Below are 21,013 nucleotides of genomic sequence, written 5' to 3' on the forward strand. Positions count from 1 at the left end.
CCTGCCTGCAGGCTGATTACCAGTGCAGGTAGAACATGGCCTTGGCCAGCAGCACGATGGCCAGCACGTGGCAGAACACGCTCAGGTGCAGGCGGTGCGAGCGGCGCCCGCCCAGCACACCGCGCCGGCGCCACCACATGGCCGCCAGGAAATGCCCGAACACGCTGAGCGCCAGCACGATCTTGAGCGCCAGCAGCAGGCCGAAGCTGCTGGCCAGCGGAGCGGCAAAGGCGGCAGCCAATGCCGCGCGGTGCTGCCAGGCCAGCCCCAGCCCCGCGCCGTACAGCACCATCAGCACCCAGGGCATGACGGCGACCGCGCGGTCGCCCAACGCCTGCTCGGTGGCGCGCGCCACGGCAGCGGGCAGGTGGCGGCGCGCTCCGGCCAGCAGCACGACTTCGAAGAACACAGTGCCTGCAAAGGCAATGGCCGCCAGCAGGTGCAGGGTCAGCAGCAGTCCGTAGCTCATGCGCGGCTCCTTTGCGGCAGAGGCAGGGGCAGCGGCAGGGATGCGGGAGCCGGCAGCAGATCGGCCAGCGTGAAGCCGTCCAGATGGGCCATGAAGCTGTCCAGCGCCCCGCCCAGCACGCCGGCCAGCCGGCAGTCCTGCGCAAGCGTGCAGGCAGGCGGGCTGGTGCCCGTGAAGCATTCGACGATGGCAAGGTCCGGCTCCATGCCGCGCACCACGTCGCCCAGGCCGATGTCGGCCGGCGCATGGGCCAGGCGCATGCCGCCGCCCTTGCCCCGCACGGTCACGATCCAGCCGCCCAGCGCCAACTGGTGCGTGACCTTCATGAGGTGGGCTTCGGAGATGGCATGGGCCTGGGCGATCTCGGCAATCGTGCACAGCCGCCCGGGGTGGCGCGCCACATGCATGAGCAGGCGCAGCGCGTAGTCGGTCATCAGGGTCAGGCGCATGGCAGGCCTCCGATCATGCCTGCCGGTCGGCACGCGGGCGCACCAGCAGCGGGGCGAAACGCCACAGGTACAGCGCAAAGGCCAATACCCAGGCTGCGGCCGAGGCATGCAGCGCCGCCAGCGACAGCGCCGTGGGCAGCAGGGCCGCCAGGCGCAGCACGGCAGCGGCAATGACCAGGGCATAGGCGGCGACCATGCTGCGGTCGGTGCGCAGCGGCAGGCCCAGGTGGCCCATCGACGTCCGTGTGCACATGCCGATGATGAGCAGGGCAAAGCCGCCCGCACCGATCACATGCACGGGCCAGGCGGGGCGCAGCACCCAACCGGCCGCATGCGCGCCGGCCACCAGCAGGCCCGCACCCAGCGCCGCGTGGCCCAGGTAGAGAATCCACAGCAGCGGCACGCGGCGCACGGCCTGGGGCTTCCAGGCCAGCACCTGCCACAGGGCGATCAGGCCCGCCACGGCCAGGCCGGCCGCCATGCCAGGCATCCAGCCCGCCAGCAGGCAGGCGATGGCCACCACGCCCGCACCCAGTTGCCACTGGCCGCTGGCCGTGTGCATGGGAATCTGCAGGCCGGCAACGGCGCGCATGGCGAAGAAGGGAATCACGCGCCGCGCGATCAGCAGCGCAATCACGGCCATGCACAGCAGGCCTGCGTTGAAGCGCTGCATGAGCGCGCCGTAGTCGCCTTGCCAGATGGACCACAGGTACAGCGCATCGGCCACGCCCAGGCCCGCCAGCAGCAGGGGCAGCCCGTAGTTGCGCCGGCTGCGCGCGGCATGGATGGCGCGGCCCAACGCCAGCGCGGCCCAGGCAAAGAAGGCGGTATCGCACAGCGCAGCCACGGCAAAGGCCTGCGGCCCGGGCAGCAGAAAGCCCGCACGGGCGATCAGCCACAGCAGGCACAGCGCGCCCAGCGCCCGGCCCTGCAGCGGATTGCGTCCCGTCCAGTTGCTGCCCGCCGTGAACAGAAAGCCTACGGCGATGGTGGCCACGAAGGCCCACAGCATCTCGTGCGCATGCCAGAACACGCCGGGCATGCGACCGGTGATCCTCTGCGGCGCATGGACCCACAGCGCCACCGACAGCGCGGCCCAGAGGCAGCCCAGCAGGTACAGCGGCCGAAATCCCAATTCGAGGAATGCCTTCCATTGCGGCGCCGGCTCCCGGGTTCTCAGGGGTTCCTCCAGCTCCATCCATTGCGCCATGATGTGCACTCCTTCCGGCCCGCTGCGCCTGCATAAGATGCATCCAGCGTACATCTTCAAGTGCACAGGCGAGGCGGCGGCGCAACCACCTTCTGATCCACATCAAGCAGGAGCCAAGCATGGCACTCGAACACGCAAAGCCACTAGAGGTCATCGCCCTGCACGCCCGCGACGGCATGCCCATCAGCACCAGCCTGATCCGAACGCCGAAGCTGCAACTGCTGCGCCTGGTGCTGCCACCGGGCCATGCCCTGCCCAGCCATCAGGTCCCCGGCGAGGCCACCATCCACTGCCTGGCGGGCGAGGCCGGCATTGCCACGCGCCTGGCAAGCCTGCGGCTGGTGGCCGGCTCGGTGGTGCTGGTGCCTGCCGGCGAGCTGCACGATGTGCACGCGCGCGGCGACCAGGGCTGCGTGCTGTTGGTGACGATTGCGGGCGCGAACGACTGAAGGCGGCCGCAGCCGGCGCAAAGGCAGGATCACGCATTGCCTGAGGCACAAAGAAAAACGGACCGCTTCTTGCGAAGCAGTCCGTAATTTTTTACTGAATTTGGTGGCCTGGGACGGAATCGAACCGCCGACACAAGGATTTTCAATCCTCTGCTCTACCGACTGAGCTACCGGGCCGAGAACTAGATTATATGCAGGATTTTTTGACCCAAAAACGAAAAAGCCAAAATTCCTTCAAAAAGTCTATCCGCGCTTGTTGCGGCCCAGGTCCACGCCCAGCTGGCGCAGCTTGCGGTACAGGTGGGTGCGCTCCAGGCCGGTCTTCTCGGCCACGCGTGTCATGGAGCCGCCTTCGCGTGCCAGGTGGAATTCGAAGTAGGCCTTCTCGAAGCCGTCGCGCGCCTCGCGCAGCGGGCGGTCCAGGTCGAACCCCTGGTGTGCATGCGGCACGTTGTTGTCCACCGGCACGCGGCTGGCCGCAGGCGTGACCACGGCCGCAGTGTCCGGCTCGACCACCGCCACGGGCGCTGCAGCCGGTGCCTGGCTGGCGGCGTTGCGCGCCAGGCCCTGCTCCACGGCCTTGAGCAGCTTTTGCATGGTGATGGGTTTTTCGAGGAAGGACAGCGCGCCGATGCGCGTGGCCTCCACGGCCGTCTCGATGGTGGCGTGGCCGCTCATCATGATCACGGGCATGGTCAGCAGACCTGCCGAGGCCCATTCCTTGAGCAGCGATACGCCATCGGTGTCGGGCATCCAGATGTCGAGAAGCACGAGGTCGTAGGTGTTGGAGGCGCGCGCCGAGCGTGCCTGACCGGCGTTCTCGGCCACGTCCACACTATGACCTTCGTCGTTGAGGATTTCCGACAACAAATCCCGGATCCCCAGTTCGTCGTCGACCACCAGTATGTTTGCCATGTGTCTTAAGCCTATGTGCTGAGGCGCGGGGGGCGTCAGGCCTATCCCGTACGCTCAGGCGCAAATGATAGCGACACTTGCGCACCTTGAATCACCCCGTCGTCTTCCCTGTTGCCCAGGTCGATGCGGGCGCCATGCTCGTCTGCGATTTTCTTGACCACGGCCAGGCCCAGGCCGGTGCCTCGCACCTTGGTCGTGACGTAGGGCTCGAAGGCCCGTTGAAGGATGTTGGCGGCGAAGCCCGTGCCGCTGTCACTGATGCTCAGGCGCACGCGGCGCGTGGACTCGTTCCAGCGCGTCTCTATGGTCACGGGGCCGGGGGGCTGGCCGCTTTCCTGCGCGCGCTGGGCCGTGGCGTCCTGGGCATTCTGCAAAAGATTGTGAATGACCTGGCGCAGCTGCTGGCCATCGCCGGAAATCGGCGGGCATTGCGGGTCCAGCACGCAGTCCACGCGCACTTCGGCGTTCTCTTCCCCATACAGCTGGAGCACATCGGTGACCAGCGCGTTGAGGTCCAGCGACTGCAGGTTGGCGGCGGGAAGGCGCGCGTAGTCGCGGAATTCATCGACCAGGCGCTTCATGGCGCCGACCTGATCGACGATGGTCTTGACGGACTTGGCCAGCAGCGCCTGGTCAGCCGGCTGCAGCTTGTCGGTCAGCCGCATGGCCATGCGCTCGGCCGACAGCTGGATGGGAGTGAGCGGGTTCTTGATCTCGTGGGCCACGCGGCGCGCCACCTCGCCCCAGGCCTGGGCACGCTGGGCCGAGACGATTTCCGAGATGTCGTCGAAGACCAGCAGGCGCTGCGCATCGGGCAGTTCCGCACCACGCATGACCAGGGTGGTGGTGTGCTGGATGACGCCGCCATCGGTGGAGGCATGCAGCTCATGCACCAGTTGCCAGCGATCGCGCCCCTGCTCGCCCAGGAAGAGCGCGAACTGCTCCTGCACGACTTCGCCGAACTGCTCCAGCCCCGGCACCTGGGACAGCAGCCGGCCTTCATGGACGGCCATGGGCGCGCGCAATATGCGCGTGGCGCCGGGATTGCTCAGCACGATGGCGCCCCGCGCGTCCAGCACGATGACGCCCGAGGTGAGGTTGTCGAGGATGGTCTGCAGGTTGCCGCGTGCGGCATCGAGCTGGCCCATGCTGCGGTTGGCTTCGGCGCGGGCGTCGGCCAGTTGCTGGGTCATGAGCGCAAAGGAGCGTGTGAGCCCGCCGATCTCGTCGCGCGTCTGCAGCGCGGGCTTGGGCCGCAGGTCGCCGCGCGCCACGTCGCGCATGCCCTGGGCCAGCAGCAGCAGCGGCCTGGCCAGCTGGTTGCCCAGCACGATAGCCAGCACCACGGCGCCGAAGACGGCCAGGAACAGGCTGAGCGTGAGCGTGCCTATGTACATGCGCTGCAGGCCGCCGCGTGCCAGCGCGCGCTCCTGGTATTCGCGGTTGGCTGCCTGCACGGCCAGGGCATTGGTCACCAGGGCCTGCGGCAGTGCAATGGTGGCCTGCAGGTAGCGCGGCTCGGTCAGCAGGCCCACGCTGGGGTTGGGCACCAGGGCCAGGGTGCGGACCTGGGCGCCGGGCGCGGTGGCGCCGGGCTGGGCCATGCCGTCGTCGTCCAGGCCTTCGATGCTGGCCACGGCGCGCTGCTCGCGCAGCGAGCGCAGCATTTGCGCGCTAGGGCGTTCGGGCTGCAGGTTGAAGCGCGACTGGCCCACGCTGGCCACCGCGCGCAAGCCAGCCAGCTCGCCACTGCGCGGCACCGGCGCCGGACCCACGACGGCGATTTCGGAGGCGCTCCACAACACGACATCGGTGGCACCCAACTGGTCGCGCACGCGCTCCAGGATCAGCGCGGCGCCGGCATCGGAGACCTGGGACAGCTGGGCGCCTGCGGTGCGCGTGTTGTTGGCCATGTCATTGGCCACGGTCTCCAGCGTGGCACTGGCCAGGCTGACGCCGGCCGACAGCGCGCCCTCGACCTGCACATCGAACCAGCTTTCGATGGAGCGCGAGACGAACTGGTAGGAGACGATGTAGATCAGCAGGCCCGGCACCAGGCCCACCAGCGTGAAGATGCCGGCCAGCTTGAGCAGCAGGCGGCTGCCGAAGCGCCCGCGCTGCAGCCGGATGGCCAGGCGGATGCCGCCCCAGGCCAGGATGGCCAGCAGCAGGCCGGCCACGACCACGTTGGCGGCGAACAGCCAGTTGTAGTTGCGCTCGTAGTCCAGGCGGTTGTTGGTGGCCAGGGTGAGCAGGAACAGCAGCAGCACGCCGACCAGGCCCATGAGGCCGGCGCCCACGCCCACGGCCCAGCGCGTGCCGCGCGACAGGCCGGCCGAGGCCGGCAGGGCCACGCGTTCGTCGTCGGCTGAGGCCCTGCTCATGGGGCGTCTTCCAGCATCTGGGTGCGCGACAGCTGCAGGTTCCAGCCCGAGCGGCCCAGCGCGCCGATCTGCAGCGGCCTGGGCAGCTGGGACAGGTCGATGCGAAAGCGCAGTTGCACCGATACGCCCGATTGCGTGGGCGCCGTGTCCATGATCTTCCAGCGCGAGATGCGCTGCATGGAGGCCAGCGCATCGTCCAGGCTTTCGAAGGTCTGGCCCAGCGCCAGCCCCAGGCCGCTGCTGGAGAACGGGGTGCTGGAGATGTGCAGGCGCCAGCGGCGCGTCAGCGGCTGGTGGCTGAGGCGGTAGTGGCGACTGGCGGTGGCCAGTTGCTGATCGGACCAGTACCAGCGCTCGCGCTGGATCTGGGCATCGGCCACGAAGTACATGGGGATGCCCTGCCGCAGCGCATCGTCGATCTGGTAGGGCAGCTCGAAATGGAGGTTGGCCGACAGCAGCAGGCCGTCGTCGGAGCGATCGAGTTGCATGGGGCCGATCTCGGCCGTCAAGGCATCGGCCCTGGCCTGCAGGCCCAGACCCGCCAGCACGCCGGCCAGCACAAGCGCCCCGGCCAGCCGCGCCAGCAGGCGCAGCCAGGCTGGCGACCAGGCCCGATGGGGGGGGTCAGCGCGTCTTTTGCAGCAAGGCGTAGAAGAAACCGTCGTGGTCACCCAAAGCATTGTCAGCCAGCATGCCGGCTTTGTCGGCTTTGCCCGGGATTAAATGCCCCGGTGCCGCCAGGGTTCGCGCCTCACTGTTGCGTGTAACAAACGCTTGAACCTGTGCCTCGCCCTCTTCCCTGAAGACCGAGCAGGTGCAGTAGAGCAGGCGCCCACCGGGCTGCAGCAGGGGCCACAGGGTGTCGAGCAGGCGCGCCTGGATCTCGGCCAGCTGGCGCACATCGCTTTCGCGGCGCAGCCAGCGCACGTCGGGCTGGCGCCGCACGATGCCCGAGGCCGTGCAGGGCGCGTCCAGCAAGATGGCGTCGAACCGCTGGCCGCCGCATTGCGCATCGAACCACTGGTCGGGCCGGGATGCATCGGCCACCACCACGCGGGCCTGCAGGCGCAGCCGCCCCAGCGTGTCCGCGATGCGCGCGGCGCGCTCGGCATCTATCTCCAGCGCCGTGACCTCCAGGGTCTGCGGGGCTGCGTACTCCAGCAGGTGGGCCGTCTTGCCGCCCGGGGCGGCGCAGGCATCGAGCACACGCAGCGCGCGGCCGGCGGGCTGCTCCAGCCCCTGCAGCAGCAGCGGCGCGGCCAGTTGCGCGGCCGCATCCTGCACCGAGGCCAGGCCTTCGTCGAAGCCCGGCAGGGATTGCACCGGCAGGGCCTGCTGCAGTTGCAGGCCGCTGTCGGCCACGGCCAGGGAAGGCACGTCCATGGCCTGCAGCGCTGCCTGGTAGGACTGGCGGTCCGTTTGTTGGCGGTTGACGCGCAGCGTCATCGGCGGCTGTTCATTGTTGGCCTGCAGGATGGCTTGCCAATGATCGGGATGGTCCTTGCGCAAACGGGCGATCCACCAGGCCGGGTGGTTCCAGACGGCCTGCGGCTGGTCGTCGGTGGCGGCGACCAGGGCATCGCGCTCGCGCAGGAAGCGGCGCAGGCAGGCATTGATGAAGCCGGACTGGGCGCGCGTCGGCCCCTGCTTGGCAGCCTCCACCGTCTGGTTGACCAGGGTGAATGGTGGGTACGGTGCCCGGGACTCATCCCAGGCCAGGGCCAGGGCCGTGTTCAGCAATGCGCTGACGCGCGGCGGCGGGTTGCGCGAGGCCAGCTGCTTTTGCAGCGCCTGGGCACGACCCAACTGGCGAAGCACCTGGAACAGCAGCGCCTGGACGCCGGGGCGCAGCGGCTGCGCCACGCGCGCCAGCACGCTGCGGCTGGACTGGCCTTCAAGCACGGACTGCAGGCATTGGGCGACGGCGTCGAGCTGCTGCCAAAGAGGAGGTGCGGCCGGTGCGGCATGCGCCTGCGAGGGCGCCGCAGCGCGGCGCGGGGAAGAATGCGTGCGTTGGTTCATGTTCCACTTTCCTGTGCCTTGCTGGCGACAGGCTCGACCAGCAGGCTGCGCACCGGGCGAAAGCCCAGCAGCCAGGCCAGCAGCCTGGCCGGATATTGCGCAATGGCGGCGTTGTAGCGCTCGGCCGCGGCGTTGAATTGCTGCAGTCCCAGGCGGTTGCGCACCTGGTGCTCGGTCCAGCGCTGCTGCCAGGGCTGCAGCGGATCGGGGTCCGGCGATGGGGCATCTGATGGCGCAGCGCCAGTGCCAGCGGCGCCGGCGCCGGTGTCAACGGCGACCTTGGTCATGGCCTGCCAGGCCACGTCCAGCGCCGAACAGGCGTGCTCCAGCGAGGCCAGCGCGGTCTCGCGCAGCGGCCGGCCACGGGCATCGACCAGGGCCGCCTGCAGCTGTGCGGCGGTCTGGTGCAGTGCGGCCTGGGCATGCACAAGGGCGGGGCTTTGGCCTTCGGCCTTGGGCTGGGCCTCGAAGGCCTGCAGCATGGCATGCCACTGGCCCAGGTGCGCATCGAGCGCTCCGAACTGCTGCACGCAGCCGCTGCGCAGCCGGGCCAGCCGGTTGTATGCGCCAACGGCCCAGAACACCAGCAGTGCCAGCAGCATCCATTCAAGAGACAAGGACCACATCGTCTGCGATGGCCCCGCCGGAGGAGGTCCGGCCGGGCCCTGGTTATTCCCAAAGAAAAACGCTCCCGCCTGCGCAGGGCAGGCCGGGAGCGTCACATCATCAAGCACTTGCGCCATGCACTGCTCTAGGAGACAGCATGTCCCAACAAGAGGGACGCCGAGCAAGGGCCGCCCCCGCAGCGAGGGCGTCGTCCCCCTCCCGCAAAGCGAGAGAGGGGGAAGCGGCACAGCCGCTCAGGGGGTGGCACCGCCTATCAGTCAGCGGAAGCGTCACCGGCGACGGCAGCCACGCCAGCGTCGTCGTCAGCCATCACACCGGCCAGTTCGGCCGCTTCGGCGTCGGCGATGGCGCGGCGCTCTGCGTCGTCCATGGCGTCCTTGGCCTTGCGTGCCTGGTGGTAGGCCAGACCCGTACCGGCGGGGATCAGGCGACCCACGATGACGTTTTCCTTCAGGCCACGCAGCTCGTCGCGCTTGCCCATGATGGCAGCCTCGGTGAGCACGCGGGTCGTTTCCTGGAACGACGCGGCGGAGATGAAGGAGTCGGTCGACAGCGAGGCCTTGGTAATACCCAGCAGCACGTTGGAGTACGTGGCGGGGATCTTGCCTTCGCGCTGCAGGGCCTCGTTGGTATTGAGGATTTCCGAACGCTCGACCTGCTCGCCAGCGATGTAGGTCGAATCGCCGGTGTTCTCGACCACGACGCGGCGCAGCATCTGGCGAACGATCACCTCGATGTGCTTGTCATTGATCTTCACACCCTGCAGACGGTAGACGTCCTGCACTTCATCAACGATGTAGCGCGACAGCTCCTCGATGCCCAGCAGGCGCAGGATGTCCTGCGGATCGGCGGGACCGTCGACGATGGATTCGCCCTTGTTGACCACCTGGCCTTCGTGCACCAGGATGTTCTTTTCCTTGGGCACGAGCTCTTCCCAGACCTTGCCATCCAGATCGGTGATCTGCATGCGCACCTTGCCCTTGGTTTCCTTGCCGAAGGAGATGGTGCCGGTCATCTCGGCCAGCGTGCCCTTGTCCTTGGGCGTACGGGCTTCGAACAGCTCGGCCACGCGGGGCAGACCGCCGGTAATGTCGCGGGTCTTCTGGCCTTCGACAGGGATACGGGCCAGCACTTCGCCGGGGCCCACGTCCTGGCCGTCACGCACCTGGATCAGAGCGCCGACCTGGAAGCCGATCGTCACCGAGTGGTCGGTGCCGGGGATCTTGACTTCCTGGTTGTTGGCATCGATCAGCTTGACCTGAGGACGCACGACCTTGGCAGAGCCACGGCGCTTGGGATCGATCACCACCAGCGTGGACAGACCGGTCACTTCGTCGACCTGCTTGGCCACGGTCAGGCCCTCTTCCACATTCTCGAAGCGCACCTGGCCGGCGTACTCGGTAATGATGGGTCGGGTCAGCGGATCCCAGTTGGCCAGGATCAGACCGGCCTTGACCTGCTGGTCGGGCCTGACGGTCAGCACGGCACCGTAAGGCACCTTGTGGCGCTCACGCTCGCGGCCGTTGTCGCTGATGACGATTTCGCCCGAACGCGAAATCACGACCAGCTCACCCTTGGTGTTGCTGACGTAACGCATCGTGCTGTTGAAGCTGATGGCGCCGTTGGACTTGGCTTCCACGCTCGATGCGATGGCAGCGCGCGAAGCGGCACCACCGATGTGGAAGGTACGCATGGTCAGCTGCGTGCCGGGCTCGCCGATGGACTGGGCGGCGATCACACCCACGGCTTCGCCGAGGTTGATCTGGCCGCCGCGGCCCAGGTCGCGGCCGTAGCACTTGGCGCACAGGCCGTAGCGGGTTTCGCAGTTCAGCGCGGTGCGGACCTTGATCTCGTCCACGCCTTGCAACTCGAGTTCATCGATCCCGTCTTCGTTGAGCAGCGTGCCTGCGGGCAGCAGGACGGCCAGCGTCTCGGGATGCACGACGTCCTCGGCCGTGGTACGGCCCAGCACGCGGTCGCGCAGCGACTCGATCACTTCACCGCCTTCGACGATGGCGCGCATCAGTGCGCCATTGGTCGTGCCGCAATCGTCCTCGTTGACCACCAGATCCTGCGTCACGTCCACCAGACGACGCGTCAGGTAGCCGGAGTTGGCCGTCTTCAACGCCGTGTCGGCCAGACCCTTTCGGGCGCCGTGGGTGGAGATGAAGTACTGCAGAACGTTCAGGCCTTCACGGAAGTTCGCCGTAATGGGCGTCTCGATGATGGAGCCGTCAGGCTTGGCCATCAGGCCACGCATGCCGGCCAGCTGGCGGATCTGTGCGGCCGAGCCGCGGGCGCCGGAGTCGGCCATCATGTAAATGGCGTTGAACGATTCCTGCTCGACTTCGTTGCCATGGCGGTCGATGACCTTTTCCTTGGCAAGCTGGGCCATCATGACCTTGGAGACTTCGTCGCCGGCCTTGCCCCAGATGTCCACCACCTTGTTGTAGCGCTCGCCAGCGGTCACGAGACCGGAGACGTACTGCTGTTCGATCTCCTTCACCTCGGCTTCGGCACGGCCGATGATCTCGGCCTTTTGCGGCGGCACCAGCATGTCGCCGATGGCGATCGAGATACCGGCGTGCGTGGACAGGCGGAAGCCGTTTTGCAGCAGCTTGTCGGCAAACACCACCGTGGCCTTGAGACCGCACTTGCGGAACGAGGCGTTGATGAGCTTGGAGATTTCCTTCTTCTTGAGCGCCTTGTTCATGTGGCTGAACGGCAGGCCCTTGGGAAGGATCTCGGACATCAGGGCGCGGCCCACGGTGGTTTCCACCAGGCTGGTCGAAGGCTCGAACTCGCCGGAGTCCTTGTTCTTGGTCCACTCGGTCAGACGCACGCTGATCTTGGCGGCCAGTTCGACCTGGTCGGAGTCCAGCGCGCGCTGCACTTCACCGATGTCGGCGAAGATCATGCCTTCGCCCTTGCCGTTGATGCGCTCGCGCGTTGCGTGGTACAGACCCAGCACCACGTCCTGCGAAGGAACGATGGAGGGCTCGCCCGATGCGGGGAACAGCACGTTGTTGGAGGCCAGCATCAGCGTGCGGGCTTCCATCTGTGCTTCCACCGACAGCGGAACGTGGACAGCCATCTGGTCACCGTCGAAGTCGGCGTTGAAGGCCGCGCAGACGAGCGGGTGCAGCTGGATGGCCTTGCCTTCGATCAGGATGGGCTCGAAGGCCTGGATGCCCAGTCGGTGCAGCGTGGGAGCACGGTTCAGCATGACCGGGTGCTCCTTGATGACCTCTTCGAGGATGTCCCACACCACGGGCGTGCCGGATTCGACTTCCTTCTTCGCCGCCTTGATGGTGGTGGCGATGCCGCGCTGCTCGAGCTGCGCGAAGATGAAGGGCTTGAACAGTTCCAGCGCCATCAGCTTGGGCAGACCGCACTGGTGCAGCTTGAGGTACGGACCCACCGTGATCACGGAACGGCCCGAATAGTCCACGCGCTTGCCCAGCAAGTTCTGGCGGAAACGACCGCTCTTGCCCTTGATCATGTCGGCCAGCGACTTCAGGGCACGCTTGTTGGCGCCCGTCATGGCCTTGCCACGGCGGCCGTTGTCCAGCAGCGAGTCCACCGCTTCCTGCAGCATGCGCTTTTCGTTGCGCGCGATGATTTCCGGAGCCTTCAGCTCCAGCAGGCGGCGCAGACGCGAGTTGCGGTTGATGACGCGGCGATACAGGTCGTTCAGGTCGGACGTCGCGAAGCGGCCGCCGTCCAGCGGCACCAGCGGACGCAGGTCCGGGGGCAGCACGGGCAGCACTTCCATGACCATCCAGCCCGGCTTGATGCCGGACTTCTTGAACGCTTCCAGCAGCTTCAGGCGCTTGGCGTTCTTCTTGACCTTGACTTCGGAGCCGGTCAGATCGCCGCGCAGACGCTCGGTCTCGACATCGATGTCGATGCCTTCGAGCAGATCCTTGATGCCTTCGGCGCCCATCTTGGCTTCGAACTCGTCACCGTATTCGGTGCGCTTGGCCTCGTAATCGTCCTCGGTCATGATGCTGAACTTCTTCAGCGGGGTCATGCCGGGGTCGGTCACCACGTAGGCTTCGAAGTACAGCACGCGCTCGATGTCGCGCAGCGTCATGTCGAGCACCAGGCCCAGACGCGACGGCAGCGACTTCAGGAACCAGATGTGGGCGCAGGGCGCAGCCAGGTCGATGTGGCCCATGCGCTCGCGGCGCACCTTGGTCTGGGTCACTTCGACGCCGCACTTCTCGCAGATCACACCGCGGTGCTTGAGGCGCTTGTACTTGCCGCACAGGCACTCGTAGTCCTTGATGGGGCCAAAGATCTTGGCGCAGAACAGACCATCGCGCTCGGGCTTGAACGTGCGGTAGTTGATGGTCTCGGGCTTCTTCACCTCGCCAAAGGACCAGGAACGGATCTTCTCGGGAGAAGCCAGACCGATCTTGATGGCATCGAAATGCTCATCAGGCGTGAATTGCTTGAACAGGTCGAGTAGAGATTTCATAAGACTCTTTCCCTTTTCAATATTTAAGAACGCTCAAGCTCGATGTCGAGGCCCAGGGAGCGGATTTCCTTGACCAGCACGTTGAACGACTCGGGCATGCCTGCCTCGATGGCGTGCTCGCCCTTGACGATGGATTCGTACACCTTGGTACGGCCCACCACGTCGTCGGACTTCACGGTCAGCATTTCCTGCAGCACATAGGCGGCGCCGTAAGCTTCCAGCGCCCACACTTCCATTTCCCCGAAACGCTGGCCACCGAACTGGGCCTTGCCGCCCAGCGGCTGCTGCGTCACCAGAGAGTACGGACCCGTGGAGCGGGCGTGCATCTTGTCGTCGACCAAGTGGTGCAGCTTCAGGTAGTGCATGTAGCCGATGGTGGTCGGACGCTCGAAGCGGTCGCCGGTGCGGCCGTCATACAGGTAGGCCTGCGTGCGCGACTCGGTCAGTCCCTTGCGCTGGGCCAGTTCCTCCGGATATGCCAGATGCAGCATGTCCTGGATTTCCTGCTCGGACGCACCATCGAACACCGGCGTGGCAAACGGCACGCCCGTGGTCAGCGCCTGCGCCATGGACACGATCTCCTTGTCGTCGAGCTGCGTCAGGTCTTCCTTGCGGCCGCGCGAGTTGTAGATCTCTTCCATGAAGGTGCGGATCTCGGCGGCGCGGGCTTCCTGCTGCAGCATGTCGCCGATGCGCTGGCCCAGGCCCTTGCCAGCCCAGCCCAGATGCACTTCCAGCACCTGGCCGATGTTCATACGCGAAGGCACGCCCAGCGGGTTCAGCACGATGTCGGCAGTGGAGCCGTCGGCCATGTAGGGCATGTCCTCGACCGGAACGATCTTGGAGACCACACCCTTGTTGCCGTGGCGGCCGGCCATCTTGTCGCCGGGTTGCAGGCGGCGCTTGACGGCCAGGTAGACCTTGACCATCTTGAGCACGCCAGCGGGCAGCTCGTCGCCCTGGGTGAGCTTCTTGCGCTTTTCTTCAAAAGCCAGGTCGAAGCTGTGGCGCGTCTGCTCCAGCGAGTTCTTGATGGACTCGAGCTGGGTGGCGACTTCGTCCTCTGCAGGACGGATGTCGAACCAGTGGAACTTCTCCACGCCATCCAGGTAGGCCTTGTCGATCTTGGCGCCCTTGGCCAGCTTCTGCGGGCCGCCGTTGGCCACGCGGCCATTGAGCAGCTTTTCGATACGGTCGAAGGCGTCGGCCTCGACGATGCGCAGCTGGTCGTTCAGATCCAGGCGGTAGCGCTTGAGTTCATCGTCGATGATCTGCTGGGCGCGCTTATCACGCTGGATGCCTTCACGGGTGAAGACCTGCACGTCGATCACGGTGCCTTGCGAGCCCTGGTCCACGCGCAGCGAGGTGTCCTTCACGTCGGAAGCCTTCTCGCCGAAGATGGCGCGCAGCAGCTTCTCTTCAGGCGTCAGCGTGGTCTCGCCCTTGGGCGTGACCTTGCCGACCAGCACATCGCCGGGCTGCACTTCCGCACCCACGTAGATGATGCCGGACTCGTCCAGGCGGTTGAGCTGCTGCTCGGACAGGTTCGGGATGTCGCGCGTGATTTCCTCGGCACCGAGCTTGGTGTCGCGGGCCATCACCACGAGTTCTTCGATGTGGATCGAGGTGTAGCGGTCTTCGGCCACCACGCGCTCGTTGATCAGGATCGAATCCTCGAAGTTGTAGCCGTTCCAGGGCATGAAGGCGATCAGCATGTTCTGACCGATGGCGATTTCGCCCAGGTCGGTCGATGCGCCGTCGGCCACCACGTCACCCTTGGCCAGCTTGTCGCCACGCTTGACGATGGGACGCTGGTGGATGTTGGTGTTCTGGTTGGAACGCTGGTACTTGATGAGGTTGTAGATGTCCACGCCGACTTCGCCGGCCACGGCTTCCGCATCGTTCACGCGGACCACGATGCGCGTTGCATCGACATAGTCCACGATACCGCCGCGGGTTGCCGTCACCACGGTGCCGGAGTCCACTGCCGCCACGCGCTCGATGCCCGTGCCCACCATGGGCTTTTCGGGACGCAGCACAGGCACGGCCTGACGCGACATGTTGGCGCCCATCAATGCGCGGTTCGCGTCATCGTGTTCCAGGAACGGAATCAGCGAGGCAGCCACCGACACGATCTGTGCGGGCGACACGTCCATGTACTGCACGCGCTCGGCCGACACCAGGGTCGAATCACCCTTTTCGCGCGCCGACACCAGGTCGCCGATCAGGCGGCCTTCGGCATCCAGGTCGGCATTGGCCTGGGCGATGATGTACTTGCCTTCCTCGATGGCCGACAGGTAGTCGATCTCCATCGTGACCTTGCCGTCGGCCACCCGGCGGTACGGCGTCTCGATGAAGCCGTACTCGTTCAGGCGGGCGTACAGGGCCAGCGAGTTGATCAGGCCGATGTTCGGGCCTTCAGGCGTTTCGATAGGGCAGACGCGGCCGTAGTGGGTCACGTGCACGTCGCGCACTTCGAAGCCTGCACGCTCGCGGGTCAGACCGCCCGGGCCCAGGGCCGAGACGCGACGCTTGTGCGTGATTTCGGCCAGAGGATTGGTCTGGTCCATGAACTGCGACAGCTGCGACGCACCGAAGAATTCCTTCAGGGCGGCCGAAATCGGCTTGCTGTTGATCAGGTCATGGGGCATCAGCGGCTCTTGCTCGGCCTGGCCCAGACGCTCCTTCACTGCCTTCTCGATACGTGCCAGGCCGGTGCGGTACTGGTTTTCGGCCAGTTCGCCCACGCAACGCACGCGGCGGTTGCCCAGGTGGTCGATATCGTCGACTTCGCCCTTGCCGTTGCGCAGATCCACCAGGATCTTGACCACGGCCAGGATGTCCTCGTTGGACAGCACCATGGGGCCGGTGGCGCCATCGCGGCCGACCTTGGCGTTGAACTTCATGCGGCCCACGCGCGACAGATCGTAGGTGTCGGCGTTGTAGAACAGGCGCTGGAACAGGGCCTGCACGGCGTCTTCGGTCGGCGGTTCGCCGGGGCGCATCATGCGGTAGATGGCCACGCGTGCAGCGAACTCGTCCACGGTTTCGTCGGTGCGCAGGGTCTGCGAGATGTAGGCGCCCTGGTCCAGCTCATTCGTGTAGATGCACTGCAGATCCTGGATGCCGGCGCTGCGCAGCTTCTTGAGCAGGGACTCGGTCAGCTCTTCATTGGCCTTGGCGATGATCTCGCCCGTGTCCGGATCGACGATGTTCTTGGCGACCACGCGGCCGATCAGGAAATCTTCGGGGACGCTGATGAACTTGGTGCCCGACTGCTCCAGCTCGCGGGTGTGGCGAGCGGTGACGCGCTTGTCCTTGGCGACCACGACCTTGCCCGACTTGTCGGTGATGTCGAAGCGCGCGACTTCGCCGCGCAGGCGCTCGGAGACGAACTCCATCTGCGCGCCCGAATCCATGAGGCGGAAGTTGTCGTTGACGAAGAAGTTGGCCAGGATCGATTCCGGCGTCAGGCCGATGGCCTTCAGCAGAATGGACACGGGCATCTTGCGGCGACGGTCGACGCGGAAGAACAGCAGGTCCTTGGGGTCGAACTCGAAGTCCAGCCACGAGCCGCGGTAAGGAATGATGCGTGCCGAGAACAGCAGCTTGCCCGAGCTGTGGGTCTTGCCCTTGTCGTGCTCGAAGAACACGCCAGGCGAGCGGTGCAGCTGCGAGACGATGACACGCTCGGTGCCGTTGATGATGAACGAGCCCTTTTCGGTCATCAGGGGCACTTCGCCCATGTAGACCTCTTGCTCCTTGACTTCCTTGACCACCTTGGACTGCGAGGTCGAAGACTCACGGTCATAGATGATCAACTGGACCTTGGCGCGCACGGCGGAGGCGAACGTCAGACCACGGGTCTGGCACTCGCGCACATCGAAAGCAGGCTTGGCGAGGTTGTACTCGACGAACTTCATCTCCACAAAACCGTTGTGGGAGACGATGGGGAAGGCGGAGTTGAAGGCCGCTTGCAGGCCTTCGATGGTGCGTTTTTTGGGGGCTACATCTGACTGCAAGAATGCGGTATATGCATCTTTTTGCATCTGCAGCAGGTAAGGCACTTCGAGCACGCTGTCGCGGCTCCCGAAGCTTTTGCGGATTCGCTTGCGTTCGGTGTAAGAATAGGCCATGAGATCTCCGGGCAAAGACATGAGTCCTGGGTCTGCGACGACTGCCCCACATGGAAAGCTCCCTGCGGGCTTGGCGGTTGGCCACTACCAACCATGGCTGACGGCGATGCGTTGCACATCGCCCGAACCAAGGCATCTTCTGCTGTCGGGTTGTCAGAAGACACTAAAAAACAGACTGTGCTGACTGCTTTTTAGTGTGCTCTATGGATCAGCGCTCCACAAGCGCCAAAGGCTGGAGGCCCTTTTTCGGAGCCTCCAGCCCTTGAGGGGACTGAATTACTTCAGTTCAGCCTTGGCACCGGCTTCCACCAGCTTCTTCACAGCGGCTTCAGCGTCAGCCTTGGCAACGCCTTCCTTGACGTTCTTGGGAGCGCCGTCGACCAGGTCCTTGGCTTCCTTCAGACCCAGGCCGGTGATTTCACGCACGGCCTTGATGACGGAAACCTTGTTCGCGCCGGCTTCGGTCAGCACAACGTTGAACTCGGTCTTTTCTTCTGCAGCAGCAGCGCCGCCAGCAGCGCCGCCAGCAGCGGGAGCAGCCATAGCGGCAGCGCTCACGCCAAACTTCTCTTCAATGGCCTTCACCAGGTCATTGAGTTCCAGGACCGTCATGCCGTCGAGCGCGGTCAGAAATGCGTCTTTATCGAATGCCATTTTGATTTCCTAACAATATTGGTTAACTGCCGCGCGCTCAGGCTGCGACTGCTTCGGCTGCCGGTTCTTCGGCAGAGCCTTCGCTCTTCTTTGCCGCCAGGGCGCCCAGCACAACGGCCGTACGCGAGATAGGCGACATCAGCAAGCCACACAGTTGTGCCAGCAGAACTTCCTTCGAGGGGATGTTCGCCAGTTGCTTCACACCGTTCACGTCCAGGGCCTTGCCTGCAAACGCACCACCGCGGATCACCAGCTTGTCGTTGGTTTTCGCGAAGTCGGCCACCACCTTGGCGGCGGCCACTGCGTCTTCAGAGAAGCCATAGATCAGAGGGCCGGTCATCTGGTCGGCGACAACGTCAAACTGGCTGCCAGCCACAGCACGGCGGGCCAGCGTGTTCTTCAACACGCTCAGGCTCACACCCTTGCTGCGAGCATCAGAACGCAGTTTGGTCATGTCGGCGACCGTGATGCCGCGGTATTCCGCGATCACAAGCGTTTGAGCTTTTGCGGCGAGGCTGGTCACTTCATTGATGACCGCTTCTTTCTCACTGCGATTAAGACTCAAGGTCTACTCCTTCAAATGCGCACTCGGGGCAAGCCCCTCATGCGCGCTCTTGTTGCAGCGACCAACTGTTTTGGAAATGCATCCATCTGCAGCGGGATCGCCATCTGCGTTGGCCCCGGGGGTTTAAGTGCCGCAAGGCACACCAACGGTCTTGGATGACCCGGCGCATCGCTGCACCGGCCCACCACTGAGGCACCCCGAAAGGTGTCTCAAGATTTCTTGGCTATCAGGCCGAGATGGTTTGCGTGTCGACGCGAACGCCCACACCCATGGTCGACGAAACAGCGACCTTGCGCAGGTACAGGCCCTTGCTCGAAGCGGGCTTGGACTTGTTCAGGGCGTCGATCAGCGCAGCCAGGTTGCCTTGCAGCTTCTCGTTGTCGAACGAGCGGCGGCCGATGGTGGCGTGGATGATGCCGGCCTTGTCGACGCGGTATTGCACCTGACCAGCCTTGGCGTTCTTCACAGCCGTGGCCACATCGGGAGTCACCGTGCCAACCTTGGGGTTGGGCATCAGGCCGCGCGGGCCCAGGATCTGGCCCAGCGTACCGACGACACGCATGGCGTCAGGGGCAGCGATGACCACGTCGAAGGGCATGTCGCCAGCCTTCACGCGGGCAGCCAGGTCGTCCATGCCGACCACGTCGGCGCCGGCAGCCTTGGCTTCTTCAGCCTTGGCGCCTTGGGCGAACACAGCCACGCGGGCAATCTTGCCGGTGCCATGGGGCAGCACGACAGCGCCGCGAACCACTTGGTCAGACTTCTTGGCGTCCACGCCCAGTTGCACGGCCACGTCGATGGATTCATCGAACTTGGCGGTGGCAGCATCCTTCACCAGCGCGACTGCGTCAGCGAAAGCGTACAGCTTGGTGGACTCCACCTTGCCCTGGAGAGCCTTTTGCTTCTTGGTCAACTTGGCCATTTACACGCCCTCCACAATCACGCCCATCGAGCGAGCCGAACCAGCCAGCGTACGCACGGCGGCGTCCACGTCAGCAGCGTTCATGTCCTTCAGCTTGGTGTTGGCGATCTCTTCCAGCTGAGCGCGGGTGATCTTGCCGACCTTGTTCTTCAGGGGGTTGGAAGAACCCTTGTCCAGCTTGATGGCCTTCTTGATCAGCACAGTCGCCGGAGGCGTCTTGATGATGAAGGTGAAGCTCTTGTCCGCGAAAGCCGTGATGACCACGGGCAGGGGCAGTCCGGGCTCGACACCTTGGGTCTGGGCGTTGAACGCCTTGCAGAATTCCATGATGTTGAGGCCGCGCTGACCCAGCGCAGGACCGATCGGGGGAGAGGGATTGGCCTTACCAGCTGGCACTTGCAGCTTGATGAAGCCGACGATTTTCTTCGCCATTGAATGCTCCTTGCGGGTATAGCGCCGCCGGCCCAACCAACAACAGTTGCAGCCGACAGCTCCCCGGGGGTTAAAAGACTCTTGTGAGAACGCCCTGCACCAAGCCTAAAAATGCAGAGCCAGAGATTGTAAGCGGTAACTCAGGTTTTTTCAACCTGGGCAAATTCAAGCTCGACCGGCGTGGAGCGACCGAAGATCATCACGGAGACGCGCAGACGGCTCTTCTCGTAGTTGACCTCTTCGACAGAGCCGTTGAAGTCCGTGAACGGACCTTCCTTGACACGCACCAGCTCGCCGGGCATGAACTCGACCTTGTGGCGCGGCTTTTCCGTGCCTTCCTGCATCTGGCTGACGATCTTGCGCACTTCCTCTTCGGAAATGGGCGCAGGACGGTTCTTGGCACCGCCAACGAAACCCGTCACCTTGCTGGTGTGCTTGACCAAGTGCCAGGTATCGTCGTCCATGACCATTTCGACGAACACGTAGCCAGGGAACAGACGGCGCTCGGTAGTGCGGCGCTGGCCATTCTTCATTTCCACCACCTCTTCAGTGGGGACAAGAATGCGACCGAACTTGGACTGCATGTCAGAGCGCGCGATGCGCTCGATGATGTTGCGCTCAACCGCCTTTTCCATGCCGGAGTAGGCATGGACGATGTACCAGCGCAGATCCGGATTGGCAGGCGCTGCCCCTCCGTCGTTCACACCCGTTTCGACAGCATCCATTACTTCCTCCAGCCCAAAATCAGGTCGTACAAGACCCACTCAAGCGTCTTGTCCGTGAACCACAGGAACAAGGCCATGATGACGACAAAGCCGAAGACGTACAAGGTCATCTGCATGGTTTCCTTGCGCGTCGGCCAGACGACCTTCTTGACTTCGCGCCAGGCATCCTGGGCAAAGCTCACGAAACGCTTTCCGGGCTCGGAAACAAGGAACGTGCCAGCAGCTGCAGCCAGGCCGACCAGCAGCACCAGCCACTGGACGATGGGCCCTTGCTTGCTCAGCAGATAGAAACCTGCGATCGCAGCAACGACTAAAGCCGCGACTGCGGCAAGCTTGGCTTTGTCAGCTCCGGAGCTGACCGTTTCAACCTGAGTAGTGGCCATAATCCATTTCTAATGCGCATCTTTTGCGCAACGCCAAGACACCGAAGCCCGCTTTGGGGCGGGCTCGTTGCGATTCCACCATCAGGTGGCAGGGGCAGTAGGAATCGAACCTACAACCTTCGGTTTTGGAGACCGACGCTCTGCCAATTGAGCTATACCCCTACGAATCAATTAGGCAATGATCTTGG

17 protein-coding genes and 2 tRNA genes are annotated in these 21,013 nt (G+C 64.8%); 1 reads left to right on the top strand and 18 read right to left on the bottom strand.

The window, feature by feature from the left end; all coding sequences use genetic code 11:
* Positions 1-16 precede the first annotated feature (16 nt).
* From DA1_RS26730 to DA1_RS26740, 3 genes are read right to left on the bottom strand one after another with little or no spacing between them, the layout of a single operon-like run.
* Positions 17-469 carry a CopD family copper resistance protein gene (locus DA1_RS26730; protein WP_013800282.1) on the bottom strand — a complete coding sequence of 151 codons (453 nt, stop codon included), beginning with the start codon at positions 467-469 and terminating at the stop codon, positions 17-19.
* Positions 466-918, bottom strand: coding sequence for an RrF2 family transcriptional regulator (locus DA1_RS26735; RefSeq protein WP_034397924.1), 453 nt, complete (start codon positions 916-918; stop codon positions 466-468). Before DA1_RS26735 ends, DA1_RS26730 begins: the two co-directional genes overlap by 4 nt.
* 13 nt (positions 919-931) lie before the next feature.
* Entirely contained in the window at positions 932-2,128 is a 1,197-nt protein-coding gene (locus DA1_RS26740; protein WP_034399107.1) for an NnrS family protein, read from the bottom strand.
* A gap of 119 nt (positions 2,129-2,247) precedes the next feature.
* Between DA1_RS26740 and DA1_RS26745 the strand changes: the two genes are divergently transcribed.
* Entirely contained in the window at positions 2,248-2,577 is a 330-nt protein-coding gene (locus DA1_RS26745) for a cupin domain-containing protein (RefSeq protein WP_012202449.1), read from the top strand.
* A 101-nt stretch (positions 2,578-2,678) separates the two neighbouring features.
* Here DA1_RS26745 and DA1_RS26750 read toward each other — a convergent pair.
* The 15 genes from DA1_RS26750 to DA1_RS26820 all read right to left on the bottom strand — a co-directional run bounded on the left by DA1_RS26750 (position 2,679) and on the right by DA1_RS26820 (position 20,987).
* A tRNA-Phe gene (locus DA1_RS26750) sits at positions 2,679-2,754 on the bottom strand.
* Positions 2,755-2,820: 66 nt separating this feature from the next.
* Positions 2,821-3,492 carry a response regulator gene (locus DA1_RS26755; RefSeq protein WP_012202448.1) on the bottom strand — a complete coding sequence of 224 codons (672 nt, stop codon included), beginning with the start codon at positions 3,490-3,492 and terminating at the stop codon, positions 2,821-2,823.
* A gap of 41 nt (positions 3,493-3,533) precedes the next feature.
* The gene (locus DA1_RS26760; RefSeq protein WP_034397922.1) at positions 3,534-5,876 is read right to left on the bottom strand and encodes a sensor histidine kinase; all 2,343 of its coding nucleotides are present in this window, start codon (positions 5,874-5,876) and stop codon (positions 3,534-3,536) included.
* Positions 5,873-6,556, bottom strand: a complete 684-nt coding sequence (locus DA1_RS26765; protein WP_373861127.1) for a DUF4390 domain-containing protein — start codon at positions 6,554-6,556, stop codon at positions 5,873-5,875. The genes DA1_RS26760 and DA1_RS26765 overlap by 4 nt, the downstream gene beginning before the upstream one ends.
* Positions 6,501-7,898 (bottom strand): 16S rRNA (cytosine(967)-C(5))-methyltransferase RsmB, encoded by a 1,398-nt coding sequence (gene rsmB / locus DA1_RS26770; RefSeq protein ID WP_034397918.1) that lies wholly within the window; start codon positions 7,896-7,898, stop codon positions 6,501-6,503. Before rsmB ends, DA1_RS26765 begins: the two co-directional genes overlap by 56 nt.
* Positions 7,895-8,524, bottom strand: coding sequence for a LemA family protein (locus DA1_RS26775; RefSeq protein ID WP_034397916.1), 630 nt, complete (start codon positions 8,522-8,524; stop codon positions 7,895-7,897). The genes rsmB and DA1_RS26775 overlap by 4 nt, the downstream gene beginning before the upstream one ends.
* 254 nt (positions 8,525-8,778) lie before the next feature.
* Entirely contained in the window at positions 8,779-13,008 is a 4,230-nt protein-coding gene (gene rpoC, locus DA1_RS26780) for a DNA-directed RNA polymerase subunit beta' (protein WP_013800273.1), read from the bottom strand.
* Between the two features lie 23 nt (positions 13,009-13,031).
* The gene (gene rpoB / locus DA1_RS26785; RefSeq protein ID WP_034397913.1) at positions 13,032-17,144 is read right to left on the bottom strand and encodes a DNA-directed RNA polymerase subunit beta; all 4,113 of its coding nucleotides are present in this window, start codon (positions 17,142-17,144) and stop codon (positions 13,032-13,034) included.
* Between the two features lie 276 nt (positions 17,145-17,420).
* The gene (gene rplL / locus DA1_RS26790) at positions 17,421-17,798 is read right to left on the bottom strand and encodes a 50S ribosomal protein L7/L12 (RefSeq protein WP_012202441.1); all 378 of its coding nucleotides are present in this window, start codon (positions 17,796-17,798) and stop codon (positions 17,421-17,423) included.
* A 37-nt stretch (positions 17,799-17,835) separates the two neighbouring features.
* On the bottom strand, positions 17,836-18,363 hold the full coding sequence (gene rplJ / locus DA1_RS26795; protein WP_012202440.1) for a 50S ribosomal protein L10: 528 nt from the start codon (positions 18,361-18,363) through the stop codon (positions 17,836-17,838).
* A 226-nt stretch (positions 18,364-18,589) separates the two neighbouring features.
* Positions 18,590-19,285 (bottom strand): 50S ribosomal protein L1, encoded by a 696-nt coding sequence (gene rplA / locus DA1_RS26800; protein WP_013800271.1) that lies wholly within the window; start codon positions 19,283-19,285, stop codon positions 18,590-18,592.
* Complete coding sequence (gene rplK, locus DA1_RS26805) at positions 19,286-19,717, bottom strand: 50S ribosomal protein L11 (RefSeq protein ID WP_012202438.1); 432 nt, start codon at positions 19,715-19,717, stop codon at positions 19,286-19,288. It abuts the gene before it with no gap.
* A gap of 140 nt (positions 19,718-19,857) precedes the next feature.
* The gene (gene nusG / locus DA1_RS26810; RefSeq protein ID WP_012202437.1) at positions 19,858-20,442 is read right to left on the bottom strand and encodes a transcription termination/antitermination protein NusG; all 585 of its coding nucleotides are present in this window, start codon (positions 20,440-20,442) and stop codon (positions 19,858-19,860) included.
* Positions 20,442-20,825, bottom strand: coding sequence for a preprotein translocase subunit SecE (gene secE, locus DA1_RS26815; protein WP_012202436.1), 384 nt, complete (start codon positions 20,823-20,825; stop codon positions 20,442-20,444). The genes nusG and secE overlap by 1 nt, the downstream gene beginning before the upstream one ends.
* 86 nt (positions 20,826-20,911) lie before the next feature.
* A tRNA-Trp gene (locus DA1_RS26820) sits at positions 20,912-20,987 on the bottom strand.
* Positions 20,988-21,013 lie beyond the last annotated feature (26 nt).

The sequence above is a fragment of the Delftia acidovorans NBRC 14950 genome (assembly GCF_001598795.1).
GTDB classification, from domain to species: Bacteria; Pseudomonadota; Gammaproteobacteria; order Burkholderiales; family Burkholderiaceae_C; genus Comamonas; species Comamonas acidovorans.

What these genes read in the sequence shown, in the direction of transcription:
- DA1_RS26745 (WP_012202449.1), top strand. Translation starts at nt 2,248, where the DNA reads ATGGCACTCGAACACGCAAAGCCACTAGAGGTCATCGCCCTGCACGCC.
- DA1_RS26760 (WP_034397922.1), bottom strand. Translation starts at nt 5,876, where the DNA reads ATGAGCAGGGCCTCAGCCGACGACGAACGCGTGGCCCTGCCGGCCTCG.
- rplA (WP_013800271.1), bottom strand. Translation starts at nt 19,285, where the DNA reads ATGGCCAAGTTGACCAAGAAGCAAAAGGCTCTCCAGGGCAAGGTGGAG.
- rpoC (WP_013800273.1), bottom strand. Translation starts at nt 13,008, where the DNA reads ATGAAATCTCTACTCGACCTGTTCAAGCAATTCACGCCTGATGAGCAT.
- rsmB (WP_034397918.1), bottom strand. Translation starts at nt 7,898, where the DNA reads ATGAACCAACGCACGCATTCTTCCCCGCGCCGCGCTGCGGCGCCCTCG.
- DA1_RS26740 (WP_034399107.1), bottom strand. Translation starts at nt 2,128, where the DNA reads ATGGCGCAATGGATGGAGCTGGAGGAACCCCTGAGAACCCGGGAGCCG.
- DA1_RS26755 (WP_012202448.1), bottom strand. Translation starts at nt 3,492, where the DNA reads ATGGCAAACATACTGGTGGTCGACGACGAACTGGGGATCCGGGATTTG.
- secE (WP_012202436.1), bottom strand. Translation starts at nt 20,825, where the DNA reads ATGGCCACTACTCAGGTTGAAACGGTCAGCTCCGGAGCTGACAAAGCC.
- DA1_RS26735 (WP_034397924.1), bottom strand. Translation starts at nt 918, where the DNA reads ATGCGCCTGACCCTGATGACCGACTACGCGCTGCGCCTGCTCATGCAT.
- nusG (WP_012202437.1), bottom strand. Translation starts at nt 20,442, where the DNA reads ATGGATGCTGTCGAAACGGGTGTGAACGACGGAGGGGCAGCGCCTGCC.
- DA1_RS26730 (WP_013800282.1), bottom strand. Translation starts at nt 469, where the DNA reads ATGAGCTACGGACTGCTGCTGACCCTGCACCTGCTGGCGGCCATTGCC.
- rplK (WP_012202438.1), bottom strand. Translation starts at nt 19,717, where the DNA reads ATGGCGAAGAAAATCGTCGGCTTCATCAAGCTGCAAGTGCCAGCTGGT.
- rplL (WP_012202441.1), bottom strand. Translation starts at nt 17,798, where the DNA reads ATGGCATTCGATAAAGACGCATTTCTGACCGCGCTCGACGGCATGACG.
- DA1_RS26775 (WP_034397916.1), bottom strand. Translation starts at nt 8,524, where the DNA reads ATGTGGTCCTTGTCTCTTGAATGGATGCTGCTGGCACTGCTGGTGTTC.
- rpoB (WP_034397913.1), bottom strand. Translation starts at nt 17,144, where the DNA reads ATGGCCTATTCTTACACCGAACGCAAGCGAATCCGCAAAAGCTTCGGG.
- DA1_RS26765 (WP_373861127.1), bottom strand. Translation starts at nt 6,556, where the DNA reads ATGCTTTGGGTGACCACGACGGTTTCTTCTACGCCTTGCTGCAAAAGA.